This is a genomic window from Noviherbaspirillum sp. (assembly GCF_036846085.1).
Classification (GTDB): domain Bacteria; phylum Pseudomonadota; class Gammaproteobacteria; order Burkholderiales; family Burkholderiaceae_D; genus Noviherbaspirillum.
This window is the reverse complement of sequence record NZ_DAIUCO010000004.1, coordinates 42,069-54,929: the sequence shown is the minus strand read 5'-3', so window position 1 is coordinate 54,929 and position 12,861 is coordinate 42,069. Positions and strand designations below refer to the sequence as shown.

General features: G+C 57.3%; 13 protein-coding genes, 1 tRNA gene and 1 pseudogene. 7 read left to right on the top strand and 8 right to left on the bottom strand.

From position 1 onward, the window contains the following. Positions 1-177 precede the first annotated feature (177 nt). Both V7080_RS01110 and V7080_RS01105 read right to left on the bottom strand, forming a co-directional pair. Positions 178-1,239, bottom strand: coding sequence for a cytochrome-c peroxidase (locus V7080_RS01110; protein WP_334186545.1), 1,062 nt, complete (start codon positions 1,237-1,239; stop codon positions 178-180). A 33-nt stretch (positions 1,240-1,272) separates the two neighbouring features. Next, a complete protein-coding gene (locus tag V7080_RS01105; RefSeq protein WP_334186544.1) occupies positions 1,273-1,422 on the bottom strand; it encodes a hypothetical protein in 150 nt (49 codons plus the stop codon). A 143-nt stretch (positions 1,423-1,565) separates the two neighbouring features. Here V7080_RS01105 and V7080_RS01100 point away from each other — a divergent pair. Beyond that, positions 1,566-1,943 (top strand): annotated as a pseudogene (locus V7080_RS01100) (transposase); the annotation flags it as partial. A gap of 124 nt (positions 1,944-2,067) precedes the next feature. On the opposite strand, the gene V7080_RS01095 reads toward V7080_RS01100, so the two are convergent. Together V7080_RS01095 and gloB are read right to left on the bottom strand one after the other, a co-directional pair. Beyond that, positions 2,068-3,576: a transglycosylase SLT domain-containing protein gene (locus tag V7080_RS01095; protein WP_334186543.1), complete on the bottom strand. Its 1,509-nt coding sequence runs from the start codon at positions 3,574-3,576 to the stop codon at positions 2,068-2,070. 147 nt (positions 3,577-3,723) lie between these two features. Then, positions 3,724-4,497: a hydroxyacylglutathione hydrolase gene (gene gloB / locus V7080_RS01090; RefSeq protein ID WP_334186542.1), complete on the bottom strand. Its 774-nt coding sequence runs from the start codon at positions 4,495-4,497 to the stop codon at positions 3,724-3,726. A 3-nt stretch (positions 4,498-4,500) separates the two neighbouring features. On the opposite strand from gloB, the gene V7080_RS01085 reads away from it, so the two are divergent. The 4 genes from V7080_RS01085 (at position 4,501) to V7080_RS01070 (ending at position 6,667) form a co-directional block, all read left to right on the top strand. Further along, a complete protein-coding gene (locus tag V7080_RS01085; protein ID WP_334186541.1) occupies positions 4,501-5,286 on the top strand; it encodes a class I SAM-dependent methyltransferase in 786 nt (261 codons plus the stop codon). After that, on the top strand, positions 5,287-5,721 hold the full coding sequence (gene rnhA, locus V7080_RS01080; protein WP_334186540.1) for a ribonuclease HI: 435 nt from the start codon (positions 5,287-5,289) through the stop codon (positions 5,719-5,721). A 120-nt stretch (positions 5,722-5,841) separates the two neighbouring features. Further along, complete coding sequence (gene dnaQ, locus V7080_RS01075) at positions 5,842-6,555, top strand: DNA polymerase III subunit epsilon (protein WP_334186539.1); 714 nt, start codon at positions 5,842-5,844, stop codon at positions 6,553-6,555. 37 nt (positions 6,556-6,592) lie between these two features. Continuing rightward, positions 6,593-6,667: transfer RNA gene (locus tag V7080_RS01070), tRNA-Val, on the top strand. A gap of 499 nt (positions 6,668-7,166) precedes the next feature. On the opposite strand, the gene V7080_RS01065 is transcribed toward V7080_RS01070, so the two are convergent. Then, on the bottom strand, positions 7,167-7,370 hold the full coding sequence (locus V7080_RS01065; RefSeq protein WP_334186538.1) for a hypothetical protein: 204 nt from the start codon (positions 7,368-7,370) through the stop codon (positions 7,167-7,169). Positions 7,371-7,875: 505 nt separating this feature from the next. Between V7080_RS01065 and V7080_RS01060 the strand changes: the two genes are divergently transcribed. Further along, positions 7,876-8,169, top strand: coding sequence for a hypothetical protein (locus V7080_RS01060; protein WP_334186537.1), 294 nt, complete (start codon positions 7,876-7,878; stop codon positions 8,167-8,169). 147 nt (positions 8,170-8,316) lie between these two features. On the opposite strand, the gene V7080_RS01055 is transcribed toward V7080_RS01060, so the two are convergent. Together V7080_RS01055 and V7080_RS01050 are read right to left on the bottom strand one after the other, a co-directional pair. After that, entirely contained in the window at positions 8,317-10,689 is a 2,373-nt protein-coding gene (locus V7080_RS01055) for an alpha/beta hydrolase fold domain-containing protein (RefSeq protein ID WP_334186536.1), read from the bottom strand. Then, positions 10,686-11,552 carry an SDR family NAD(P)-dependent oxidoreductase gene (locus V7080_RS01050; protein WP_334186535.1) on the bottom strand — a complete coding sequence of 289 codons (867 nt, stop codon included), beginning with the start codon at positions 11,550-11,552 and terminating at the stop codon, positions 10,686-10,688. Before V7080_RS01050 ends, V7080_RS01055 begins: the two co-directional genes overlap by 4 nt. A gap of 167 nt (positions 11,553-11,719) precedes the next feature. On the opposite strand from V7080_RS01050, the gene V7080_RS01045 reads away from it, so the two are divergent. Further along, entirely contained in the window at positions 11,720-12,325 is a 606-nt protein-coding gene (locus V7080_RS01045; protein ID WP_334186534.1) for a TetR/AcrR family transcriptional regulator, read from the top strand. Between the two features lie 12 nt (positions 12,326-12,337). Here the strand turns inward: V7080_RS01045 and V7080_RS01040 are convergent, their stop codons facing one another. Next, the gene (locus V7080_RS01040; RefSeq protein WP_334186533.1) at positions 12,338-12,841 is read right to left on the bottom strand and encodes a hypothetical protein; all 504 of its coding nucleotides are present in this window, start codon (positions 12,839-12,841) and stop codon (positions 12,338-12,340) included. Positions 12,842-12,861 lie beyond the last annotated feature (20 nt).

Genomic DNA, 12,861 nt, shown 5'->3' with positions numbered 1-12,861 from the left:
CGCATAGATTCGTGCCCGCCAGCCGAAACCGGCAAGCAAGGAGCCGGGCCATAGCAATATAGTCATTCCTTATGCGCCTTCCAACTTGCGAACGTGGGTACTAGACACTGGCGACTCCGGAAATAATCTGTGGCAGAAAGCGTTTTGGGCGATTCGTTGATGGCGAGAAAACCGGCCTCAATCCAGCGGCAGGGCAGGGAAGTCGACCTTGATCGGCGGACTGCTCAGCGCTTTCATGTAAGCCACCAGATCCTCTTTTTCCTGCTGCGTCAAATTCAGCGGCTTGATGTTTTTCGACAGGTTGTTCCGCACCTCTCCGCCTTTGACGTAGTGCTCCACGACGTCCAGCAGGGTCTTCGCCGAGCCGTCATGGAAGTAAGGCGCCGTCCGCTCGACGTCACGCAGTGTCGGTGTTTTGAAAGCGCCTCGATTGATCGCGACCGGCTTGTGCGCATACCGGCCGAGGTCGGGATTGTCTGCGGCGAACGAGGCAAGCCCGATGTTGTGGAAGCCGTTATCCGTAAAATTCGGTGCCGAGTGGCAAACAGCGCAATTACCTTTATCGGGATTCATGAAAATCATCATCCCGCGTAATTGTTCCTTGCTCATCGCCTTGGGTTCCCCCGCGACCCAGCGGTCGAAGGGTGAGTTCCGGCTCACCAGCGTTCGTTCGTATGACGCGATGGCCTTCCTGAACGTGTCAGCGTTCATGGGTTCGCCCGGGTAGGCCTTGGCGATCGCCGCCTTGTAGCCCTGGTTGGAATTCATCCAGGCAAAGAAGCGCTCGATATCGGTATTCATCTCCGAGCCAGCTTCGAGCGGCCCCATCGCCTGGTCCTCCAGAGTCTTTTTGCGGCCGTCCCACATCTGGATGGTGTTATAGGCTGCATTGATGACCGTAGGCGATGCACGGCCAAGGAGCTGGCCCTGAAAGCCGCGGCCCGTTGCCAGGCCGTCGGACCACCCGAGCATCGGGTTATGGCATGAGGCGCAGGACATATTGCCGTCACGGGAGATACGCGGATCGAAGAACAGCATTTTGCCGAGCGCCACGCGTTCCGGCGTCGGTCGGTTATCAGCGGGATAAGGGGGATTTGCGGGCAGGTGCCATTGCTGGAAATCCACCGGATTGAGGCGTTTGAGGGCTGCGTCGGAGATATTCTGTGCTGTCGACATCGTCGACAGGAGGGCCAGTATCGAGATTGCCGATGCAAAGCGAATGATCGAAGAGGCGTACATTGTTATCCCTTCCAGAATGGAGAAACACCGGCTTCAATCGGCGCTTTTGAACATCGATTCCGGATCGGCAAATACTTCGTTTTCCGGTTGATTAAAAGCAGAATACTCTCGCATATTTCCCGAAGGCAAGCATTCAGGCGCCTTTCCGGCGTTGCGCCGGTCGATGTGTTGCGTTTCGCTCATAATTACTCGGTAACGCTTGTTGAAACAAAAACGTCGTCAATCAAACGGGACGAACGTGTGAGTTTCGAGCGATTTTTGGGCTTATTTTTCTCCGGTGGGATGCAGCAAGAAAGTCCCGTCATAGTTAGTGCAGTTATGGCCACTGGCATACCACCACCTTCGTTTTCGCCCTGCGTACCTGCAGACTGGTCGCACCTTGCGTGCTCGATGGCCCGATCAACGGCAATGCCTTTCGCACGTGGGTACACCAGGCGCTGCTCCCGGTGCTACAACCGCGCGATATCGTGGTCATGGACAATTTCGGCTCGCACAAGGTCGCTGGCGTTGCCGCTGCCATCGAGAGCGCTGGCGCGCAAGTGCGGTACCTGCCGCCTTGCAGCCCCGACTACAACCCCATCGAACAAGTCTTTGCCAGGCTCAAAATGCTACTGAGGAAAACCGCTGCTCGCACCATGAACGGTCTCTGGTCGGACTTTGGCAGCATGCTCGATCGGTTTAACGCCGACGGATGTGAGGAATAGATTTGCCATTCACGTTATGGCAGGTCAGGATGGAATCGCGCTAGGCAATTGCGTGAGAACGAGGTGGGATCGCAGCCAAGAGCGGCGTTATGGCGCACCCCTGGCTGGCTTCATCGCGGAGTACTTAACTGCGTTTTTTGGATTTGGTGTCTGACTTCGCCAATGATTTCTTCGGCGTTGCTTTCGACGCCGTGGCCACTTTGCGTGTCTTCACAGGACTTGCGGCATAGCGCTTGCCGGTCTTCGCGGCTGCCTTGTACGGGACGTTAAGCTGAAGGCGCTGTCCGGTTGCAAGCTTTTCTTTATCCAGATTGTTCCAGGTCTTAATCTGCTGGACACTTACCTTGTGGCGTTGTGCGATCGATGCAAGGGTGTCGCGCTTGCCGACCTTGACATAGACACGACGGGAATCCGGCAAATCCGGCTCAACGGCAATCATCGCTTTATCGGCAAGCTCTGCCGAGATATCCGATCCAGCCGTCGTTTCGGTCCTCGGCACCAGTACGGTGGAACCTTCTTTCAGGCGCATTTTCGGCGGAATATTGTTGACCTCCCGGATGACTTCCGGTGTCGTGCCGAATTTTGACGCGATTGTCTCGATGCGTTCACGGGCATTGGTGACGCGATGGGCGGTCCATGACGAGAGCGAACGTCCCCATTTTGCAAGATTCGACTTGAATTTCTCCGCATTGCTTTGCGGGAGCAGGATTTGCGTGCTCGGGCTGCCCACGATCACCGGCCGGTTGAACTGCGGGTTCAAGGCCTTGAACTCATCCATGGACAGTTCCGCCAACTGGGCGGCTACCTTGATATCGATGTCACGGGTCTTGCCGATGGTGACGAAATACGGCTGATTGTCGACTTTCGGCAGCGTGATGCCGTACTGGGAGGGCGAAGCGATGATGTTTTTCACGGCCTGCAACTTGGGCACGTAATTGCGAGTCTCCAGCGGCATGATCGCGGACAAGCCGTTGAAATCGGTCGGCAATCCGGCGGCGCGATTTTTGTTGATTGCCCGTTGCACGGAGCCTTCGCCCCAGTTGTACGCGGCAAGCGCGAGCTGCCAGTCGCCGAACATGCCATACAGCTTCTGCAGGTAGGTCAGCGCCGCGTCGGTCGAGGCAAGCACATCCCGCCGCTCATCCTTGAACACGTTCTGCTTGAGATTGAAATCCCGGCCGGTGGAGGGAATGAACTGCCACATGCCCGCAGCGTGAGCGCTTGAGTAAGCCTGCGGATTGAAAGCCGACTCGATGAACGGCAGCAGCGCCAGCTCCATCGGCATATTGCGCTTTTCCAGCTCCTGGACAACATGGAACAGGTAACGCGACGCGCGGGTCGTGGTGCGCTGAATATAGTCCGGGCGGGAGCTGTACCACTGGGTCTGGCTCGCTACCAGCGGATTGTCGAGGTCGGGAATACCGAACCCTTTACGGATGCGTCCCCATACATCGATTTCCTCCATGCCGAGCACTTGAGCCAGCGGATCGTTTGGGTCATAGGGCGCCTCGATCGCGGAGACTTGCGACCAGTTATGGAGTGGCAGGGAAAGATCGGCGGCGCTGGAGGTGAGGGGTGCGCCGAGAAGGAGTAGCGCTGTAAATGGAAGAACTTTTATTTTCAGCGTACGCATGGATCCTCACTTGCTATTTGTTTTCAGAGCCGTTGATGCCGGCGTTAAGGTGTTGGGAGTGTACGTAATGGTGTTTACCTGCGTCAATATTTATTACCTCAGGGTTACAAGTAGATCATGCAAGAATGGTAACTAGTTTGCGGTGGTTCAACGGAAGGTGTTTTTCCATTGCCTTAAGGCAGCAAATGCGGCAATTGGTTCCCTGGAGTCAACAAAACCGTTGTCGGCAAGCCTCGCCAAAATGGCATCCTCGGTATGGCGAAGAAACGGGTTGGTCGCCTTCTCCATCGCGATCGTCGTGGGAACGGTGGGTATGCCCTGGTCCCGCTTGGCTTGTTCCTCGGGAACGCGTGCGGCCAGATCAGCATTGTTCGGGTCCACGGCCTGGGCGAAACGCAGGTTCGACAGCGTATATTCATGCGCGCAATACACCTGGGTGGAATCCGGCAGGGCAGTCAGCTTTGCCAGCGACGTCACCATTTGCGCCGGCGTGCCTTCGAACAACCGGCCGCAACCGCCCGCAAACAATGTATCGCCGCAGAACAGCCATTGCTGTTGCGGCGAAAAATAGGCGATATGATCAAGCGTATGGCCTGGCACATCAAGCACCTCAAGGCGCAGCGGCAGCCCGGGCACCGAGACTTCATCGCCTTCGGCGACATGATGGGTGATGCCTGGGATCGACTCGTTGTGCGGGCCAAACACGGGAACCTTGACGTGCCGGAGCAGTTCCGGGACGCCGCCGACATGGTCAGCATGGTGATGAGTCAGTAGAATAGCAACCAGGGACAACCTGTGTTTCGCCAGCGCGGCAAGGACTGGGGCCGAGTCGCCCGGGTCGACAACGGCCGCGTGCACGCCGTCGTGAACCAGCCACAAGTAGTTGTCCTGAAATGCGGGAATTGCCAGCACGTTCAACATACGATGTCCAATCCGTCTACACAAAAAGCCATTATATCGCTCGGTCGCTGGCTCGAAACGCCGGCTGGCAGCTATGTGCGCACGTGGCAGCAAGCTCGGTTGGACATGCTGACCACGGACATTTTTGGTTTCAATGCGATGCAGATCGGCTTGCCGGAAGTGAATGCGCTTCAGGCCAGCCGCATGCCGAACAAGTGGCTGACCGACACACATTTGCCCAAGACCGAGGAAGATGGCACCCGTACACCCATCGTGGTGGTGCATGATTTCGCCGAACTGCCGTTTGCGTCCCAAAGCCTGGACCTGATAATCCTGCCCCACGTACTCGAGTTCGCCGAGGAGCCGCACCAGATCCTGCGGGAGGTTGAGCGTGTGCTGATCCCGGAGGGGCAGGTCATCGTGTGCGGATTCAACCCCGCCAGCCTCTGGGGCGTGCGGCAGGCGACGGGACGGCTGACCGGCGCGCATTTTTTGCCGCAGAACGGCGAATTCATCAGTTTGCCCCGATTGAAGGATTGGTTGAAGCTGCTCAATATGGAAGTCAATCGCGGTCATTTCGGCTGCTATGCCCCACCGTGCATGACAGAAAAATGGCTCAACCGGTTCAACTTCATGGAAAAGGCCGGCGACCGCTGGTGGCCCTACCTCGGCGCAATCTACGTCGTGCAAGCCATCAAGCGGGTAAGGGGTATGCGGCTCATCGGTCCAGCCTGGAAACACAAGCGCGCCAAAGCACAGCAGGGCGTTGCGGTCACCAATAGAATCAATCAACACATAGACAACGAGTAGATGGACAAAATAGAGATTTATACCGACGGGGCCTGCAAGGGAAATCCAGGCCGTGGCGGCTGGGGCGCATTATTGATTGCAGGCGAACACAAGAAAGAACTATTTGGCGGCGAGCGGAATACAACCAACAACCGGATGGAATTGCAAGCAGTAATCGAGGCATTGTCCGTGCTGAAAAGGCCTTGCGAAGTCATCGTCCATACCGACAGCCAGTATGTGCAAAAAGGCATCAGCGAATGGATACATGGCTGGAAGGCCCGCGGCTGGAAAACCGCATCGAAGGAACCGGTGAAGAATGTCGACCTATGGCAAGCGCTCGACGCGGCACAGGCGACACATACCATTCAGTGGCGTTGGGTGAAAGGCCACGCCGGGCATGACGGCAACGAAAGAGCGGACGCGCTAGCCAACATGGGCGTGGCATCCGTGCTGTAGCATTGCAAGAGCCGATGCTGCCTTCGCTCCCGGCCGGAACTACGTTGCTTTTTACCTTGTCCGCCGGCCGGCTTCCTTGCCGTGCCGACGTCAACCTTAGCATTCATTACGACACACTTCATGCGACAGATCGTCCTCGATACCGAAACCACAGGCCTCAATCCACGCTCCGGCGACCGCATTATTGAAATCGGTTGCGTCGAACTGGTCAACCGGCGACTGACCGGAAACAACTTTCACAGTTACATCAATCCCGAGCGGGATTCCGAGGAAGGCGCACTCGCGGTGCACGGTCTCACCACCGAATTCCTGAGCGACAAGCCGAAGTTCGCCGAGATCGCCAATGAATTGCGTGACTATGTAAAGGATGCCGAAATCATCATCCATAACGCGCCGTTCGACCTTGGATTCCTCGACGCCGAATTCGACCGCATGGGGTTCCCGCCTTTCAGGAATCATGTCGGCAGCATCACCGACACCCTGGTCCAGGCAAAGGAAATGCATCCCGGCAAACGCAATTCCCTCGATGCACTTTGCGATCGTTACGGCATCTCCAATGCCCATCGTGCCCTGCACGGCGCCTTGCTTGACGCCGAGCTGCTCGCCGAAGTTTACCTCGCAATGACACGCGGTCAAAACAGCCTGACCATTGACCTGGCAGCCGAGGAAACCAGCATGGACAACGACAGCGCGATCGTCGATGCGCCGCTGGCCGATATTATCGTGTTGCAAGCCATGGAGGACGAACTCGCCGAGCACGAGGCGCTTCTGGACAAGCTGGACAAGGATTGCAAGGGCACGTCGGTATGGCGCAGCGCAGCGCCGGCAAATTGATTCGCATTATGATTTGTGAGATAATTCGCGCCGCTTCGGACGGTTAGCTCAGGGGTAGAGCACTGCCTTCACACGGCAGGGGTCACTGGTTCAATCCCAGTACCGTCCACCACAGAACACACGCCTGACTGCATGGAATTGACCGATGCAGTTAGTTGCAGATTGGTCAATATTAGCCTGCCCTGTGCAGGCTTTTTGCATTCTGTCGCAAGGTCAACCGTCCATGCCGCTTGCTTGATGCCACATGCATCGAATGCGCCTGTAACGCAAAATGCACTGATTTCAAGTCCCGCCATCTATTGACCGAAGTCCGCATGAGGCAAGTCCATCCAAGGGGCAGGCATCAACCCTGCGTGGCCGTTATATGCTGCTAATACGACGAGCGACTGCGCGACGAGCGACTGCGGCTGTCACGGGCGTATCTGCCCGGCGGACGTACATAAGATCACACCACTCCCCGCATTCACCTGAGGGCAAGCAGACTGTTCCGAACGGCTTGGAGTGATCGCCTCTCTGGAAGAGCAGGTCATGCACTTCGCGTGCAACGAACCGATTGCTGGCAACGATCAGGTATGCACCAAAAAACCAGCGATGGTCGGGATGCGGATGATTCATTGGAGAGGCGAAGCCGGATGTTGAATGTTGAATTCGGCTTCTTCCTGGGTCGACAGGGCATGCGACAGGTGCATCGAATCGACGTTGCCCTTGATAGTAATGCCGCAGTGCGGGCAGGCGATCAATCCATAGTCCGCAAATGCGTCGAATGACTTGCTGAACTGGTTTGACTGGAAAGGCCGCTGACATAGCGGACTCATGCATCGCAGGATGTTCATTGTCCACCGATCAGGAAGAGCCATCTACGACAATGAATTATTGATTTATCGATGCAGTATGGACCTAAGCCACCAACATGCAAGCGGAATTAAGTGTCCAAACCGGTTTTGTGCGGCAGACATGCCGGAATAGGTGGAGCAAACCATTGATTCCGGCTTAATAGTTCATTGATCGACAACTGCTGATCTGCAGGGCAGCCAATCCTGCCTTCTGCGCCGGTGTGATAGGGAAGCCGCGGTCAGGTGCTTGTTTCCCGATATTGCTTTGGTGAATCCGTTTTTGTCCGTTCGCTTCGGCAGTATCACTTCACCTCAAGAGCGCAGCCACGATCAGTAACAGCATCTGTCGCGACGGTATCTATATGCAATCACCTGAACCATAGGCTGAACAGCCATATGTCAGGCACCTCGTTGAACACTGATCCTTATCAATACCGCACTAAATTCAGCGACAACGCTCCAAGCTGAGTTCACCAGGAGGCAGAGAATGAATACTTACCTTGTAAGCGGATCCAAGCGATCCAGTTTCGACGAAAAGTTACTCGCAGATCTTCCTTCCCCAGATGAAATTCCGAAAGCTGGTGCGGATATAGCAATGCGGGTTGGCGTGGAGAACGAATTCGGTGAAATCTACCGGATAATCGAAATCGATAATGTCATTGCAAAAAAACATCTTTTAGACAGGCTGACGCATGCCGGTTTCTGGATCGACCCTCTGGCACCAAGCACTCCCGACAGTCTTCACGACATCATCAAATATGGGGATCGGCTGACACAGTAAGCACTTGTGGATTCCGGCGAAACCTTTGATTGGTTCCGGACTGCGTTGAGTCGCATCTTGCGGTACAAGTAAAGCAAAACATTGCCTGCGGACGAAAGCTGTTTTTTGCTTGGAGGCCGCCGTCAACAACTCGGAATCCATTCCTTGCTATGCAAGACGATAGTCCCTCATATTGAGTTTCTTCATTCGTCGCCAATACTCAAATGTAAACCCGGGCCACAACGTCACATTCTTGCCGTTTTCATTCAGGTACCAGCTTTTGCAGCCCGAAGCCCAGACGGTTGTTTGCAATCTGCGCTGCAATCCGTGATTGAATTGGTTCTGTGCGCCGGCATCGACTTCGATGGAGCGCTTTTTCTGCTTTCGCATCAGGTTCATGCAACGCAGGGCATGCCGGATCTGCTGTTCGGCCATGAAGACCACGGAATTGTGGCCAAGACCTGTGTTGGGGCCGAGGAGCATGAACAGGTTGGGGTAGCCTGCCGCCATCAGGCCGAGGAAGGCTTCCGGGCCGTTTCGCCATGCATCATTCAGGTCGACGCCGTTTCGGCCGATGATGCGTACTGGCAAGAGGAGGTCGGTGACGCGGAAGCCGGTGCCGTAAATGATCGCGTCGACCTGATGCTCCACACCGCTGCGATCAATGACCCCGTGCTCCGTGATTTCGGCAACTCCATCGGTAACGAGCTGCACGTTGGGCCGCGCCAGGGCCGGAAAATAATCGTTCGAGATCAGCACGCGCTTGCAGCCGAGGGTGTAATGCGGCGTTACCTTTTCCCTTAATGCCGGATCGCTGATGTGGCGGCGCACATGGCGTAGCGCCAGTTCTTCCGCCCGCTTCATCAGCTTTGGATGCAGGAAGCCGAGCCCGGTGAGCTCCTGGCGCCAATAGATGACATTGCGGAACGCCCGCATTGCGCCCGGCACGCGCTCATAGATGGCGCGTTCACGGTTGCCGATCGGCCGGTCCATCTTCGGCAATACCCATACCGGTGTTCGCTGAAATACTGCGAGGTGCGCCACCTGAGGCGCAATCTGCGGAATGAACTGGATCGCGCTGGCGCCGGTGCCGATGACCGCGACCCTCTTGCCGGCCAGCGTGTAGCCGTGATCCCACTCGGCCGAATGGAAGGCCTTGCCCTTGAAGCGCTCGATGCCCGGCAAGCGCGGGTAGGACGGTCGGCTCAGCGCACCGAGTGCGGAAACGAGGAAGCGCGCCGTCAATGAACGGCCATCCGCCATGGTCACCTTCCAGATGTTTGTTGCTTCATCAAACACCGCGTCGCGCATTTCCGCGCCCAGGCGTATGTGGGGAGCAAGATGGTGCTTGCCCGCACAATGCATGAGGTAAGCGAGGATTTCCGGCTGTGTGGAATACATGCGGCTCCAGTCGTGCTTGCGCTCGAAGGAGAACGAGTACATGTGCGAGGGTACGTCGCAGGCGCAGCCCGGATAGGTGTTGTCGCGCCATGTGCCGCCGATGTCATCCGCTTTCTCCAGGACGATGAACGAGTGTCTGCCCGCCTTCTTGAGTTGTATCGCCATGCCAAGGCCGGAGAACCCGCTGCCGACGATGATGGTGTCGAAATCGGGTTGATCCGAATCGCGCCTGCTCAGGAGGGCACCGCCATCCAGGATGCGCTGCTTGAGAAAGACACCGGCCGATGCCAGCGATTCAGCACCTTCCGGAATAAAGCCGTGAAACAGCTGCCACACATGCGGCACGGCAGGCCAAATCCGCAACTCAACCGGCACGCCGGCGTCGCGTGCCTGCTTGGCGAAGCGGGTGGAATCATCCAGCAATACTTCGTCCGCGCCGACATGAATCAGGATCGGTGGCAGTCCTGCCAGGTCGGCATACAGGGGCGAGGCGAGCGGATCGCGGGGATCGGTGTTGCCGAGGTAGAGCGACGGCGCGAGGCCCATCCGGCTGCCAGAGAACATGGCGCATCGCTTGTCGTTGCGTGCCAGCGACTCGCCGGTCACTGCCAGATCGGTGAGGGGTGAAAACAGTGCGGCGCCTGCAGGCAATGGCATGCCCAGTGAACGCAAACGCAGCAGGAGCGACAGGCAAAGGCCTCCGCCGGCGGAGTCGCCTGAAAGTACGACGCCCGAGGGTGACACACCGCTCTCCAGCAGAGCACGATACACGCTCTCAGCATCGTCGATCGCTGCGGGAAACGGGTGTTCCGGCGCCAGGCGGTAATCGGGGGCGAACACCTTGAATCCCTGTCGTGCATAAAAGCCGGTAATGGCGCGATGGGATCGCGCGGAGCACGCGAAATAGCCGCCGCCATGCAGATAGAGGAGGGTGGCCTGACCGCTGCCGCCGGCTGCTTCCACCCATTCTCCGGGAACGCCGCCCATGACCGCCGGCGTATAGCGAACCCCGGACATCGGCTTGCCGCCGCCGGCATTGAACAATTTGCGCGCCTCGTCCGCCGTGCTGGCGCGTGCAAGCTTGCGCTTGAACGTCTGCTTGAGAATAAAGCTGAATAACCTGGCCTGCCAGCTGCTCATGTGGAACTCCGCGATGAATCCGCCCGCAGTTCGCCGGTGGTTTTGGGTTTGATGACGAAGAATTTGCGCAGTAGCCTCCAGTACCCGATCGGCGCGAGCCGGGATAGCCAGTCGATCACCCGTGCATCCCCGCCGATCAGGATGCGCGGCGCACCGCGTTCGATGCCTTTCACGATGCATGCGGCTGCCTGAGCGGGCGTGGTCCGCACTTCGCGCCAGAACTTGTCCGCCAGTTGAGCGGCCTGTCGTTCGTCGAACAGCGCGGCGCGTCGGGAATGGTGGGCGATGCGGGTCTTGATGCCGCCGGGATGGACGGTGGAGACGCCGATGCTGCTGCCTTCCAGTTCATGCCTGAGGGCGTCGGAGAAACCGCGTACGGCGAATTTGCTTGCGCAGTAGGCCGACTGACCGGCCGGGGCGATCAGGCCGAAGACGCTGGAAAGGTTGACGATATGGGCGTGCGGTTGCATGCGCAGGACAGGAAGAAATGCCTTGCAGCTTCTGACCACCCCCCAGAAGTTAATGTTGAACAACCATTCGATGTCTTCCAATGTCAGTTGTTCAACATCGCCCATCAGCGCGACACCGGCATTGTTGATCACCAGCCCGACCCGACCATGGGCGGCAAGCACGGCGGTAGGCAAGGCCGTTACCGCGTCAGCGTCCGTGATGTCCAGATAGTGCCTGCTGACGTTCACGCCGAGCGCCTGGGCAGCGCTGGCAGTCGCATCAAGGGTTTCGGCATCCCGGTCCACCAGTGCGAGATGGCACTTTCGCCGTGCCAATTCGAGAGACAGGGCGGCGCCGATTCCATGGGCGGCACCAGTCACGACAGCAACGCTTCCTTCGAGTTTGAACCCCATACGCGTCCTTTCATGTACAACGGCAGCGATCATCGACATCAGATATTGATGCCTGGATACCGTTCGGCTACAGGTGTCGTCACGTAAAATGGCGCGGCGCTGAAAGCTTGGCGAACTGGTCAATCAATATTAAGGTGAGCACCTTAATTTTGTCAAACAATCAAAAAATGACGGAAGACACCCTCCCTACCCGCGCACGGATACTCGATGCCTGCCAGCGGCTTTTTAATGAATCCGGGCCGGATGCCGTTACGACAGCCGAAATTGCGCGCACCGTGGGCATCAATGAAGGCAATCTGTATTACTACTTCAAGAAGAAAGAGCATATTCTCGTTGCTCTATTTGATGCTTTCGAATCGGCGCTGCTCGGCGTGGCGGCGACACCCCTTGGCGCCCGGGCGAGCGAGGAGGCGGGCATCGCCTATCTCCGGCAATGGTTCAATCTGATGTGGGAATGGCGGTTCTTTTATCGCGACAGTGCGGCAATCTGGAAGCTGGCGCCGACGCTGCGCCTGCGCAACGTCGACCTTGCGGATCGCGCCCAGGCGGATATCAGGCGGGTTCTTGAGAGGCTGGTCGAAGCGGGCTTGCTGAAAGCGCCAGCCGAACAGATCGACAGGTTGGTGGTGAATGCTTGGATCGTGTCATGCTACTGGCTCGATTATCTGCATTCCAGGCACAACGTCGTCAAGGTGGAAAAGGAGCACGTTGACTGGGGATTCGCGCAGGTATTGAGCCTGTTTGTTCCGTTCTTTCCCCAGCGGCCAAGGTGACTCGGCAGTGCATCAGTAGTTCGTCGCAGGGGACGTCGACGTGCTTGTAACCTTGCGCGTTCCGATATCGAAATGCACATTGAACAGTCGTGCCGTCGTGCTGTCGGCCATGTATTTCCAATCCCATACCTCTTCGTTCTTAAGCTTGTATTGCACCACGGTACGCGGCTTGCCAAGCATCCAGCGGATCTCGTCCTGGCTCATCCCCTGCTTGATGCGTGCAAAATTTTCTTCCGTCAGCACCTGCTTGTAGTCGCGCAGTACGCCGTCCTTGCCGATGCTGAACATCCAGGTTCGCGCGCCTTCCGGCCCCTTCGGATATTCCAGCGTCCGTGATCCGTCATCTTCCTCGCGCACGGTATCCGGTTTGCCCATCACCATGCGCACGTCGCCTTCGGAGGAAACGCCTTTGGCGAGTTTATCCAGACCAAATTCCTGCACAGGACGCCCCTGGTTATCGCAACCAAATGTCAAAGCGGCGGCGAGCATCACCGCCAGGTATCGCATCCAACGCATTGTTGTCCTTTCTTGTCGTC

Coding starts and splice junctions, on each gene's coding strand:
- V7080_RS01110 (WP_334186545.1), bottom strand. CDS start 1,239: ATGTACGCCTCTTCGATCATTCGCTTTGCATCGGCAATCTCGATACTG.
- V7080_RS01105 (WP_334186544.1), bottom strand. CDS start 1,422: ATGAGCGAAACGCAACACATCGACCGGCGCAACGCCGGAAAGGCGCCT.
- V7080_RS01095 (WP_334186543.1), bottom strand. CDS start 3,576: ATGCGTACGCTGAAAATAAAAGTTCTTCCATTTACAGCGCTACTCCTT.
- gloB (WP_334186542.1), bottom strand. CDS start 4,497: ATGTTGAACGTGCTGGCAATTCCCGCATTTCAGGACAACTACTTGTGG.
- V7080_RS01085 (WP_334186541.1), top strand. CDS start 4,501: ATGTCCAATCCGTCTACACAAAAAGCCATTATATCGCTCGGTCGCTGG.
- rnhA (WP_334186540.1), top strand. CDS start 5,287: ATGGACAAAATAGAGATTTATACCGACGGGGCCTGCAAGGGAAATCCA.
- dnaQ (WP_334186539.1), top strand. CDS start 5,842: ATGCGACAGATCGTCCTCGATACCGAAACCACAGGCCTCAATCCACGC.
- V7080_RS01065 (WP_334186538.1), bottom strand. CDS start 7,370: ATGAGTCCGCTATGTCAGCGGCCTTTCCAGTCAAACCAGTTCAGCAAG.
- V7080_RS01060 (WP_334186537.1), top strand. CDS start 7,876: ATGAATACTTACCTTGTAAGCGGATCCAAGCGATCCAGTTTCGACGAA.
- V7080_RS01055 (WP_334186536.1), bottom strand. CDS start 10,689: ATGAGCAGCTGGCAGGCCAGGTTATTCAGCTTTATTCTCAAGCAGACG.
- V7080_RS01050 (WP_334186535.1), bottom strand. CDS start 11,552: ATGGGGTTCAAACTCGAAGGAAGCGTTGCTGTCGTGACTGGTGCCGCC.
- V7080_RS01045 (WP_334186534.1), top strand. CDS start 11,720: ATGACGGAAGACACCCTCCCTACCCGCGCACGGATACTCGATGCCTGC.
- V7080_RS01040 (WP_334186533.1), bottom strand. CDS start 12,841: ATGCGTTGGATGCGATACCTGGCGGTGATGCTCGCCGCCGCTTTGACA.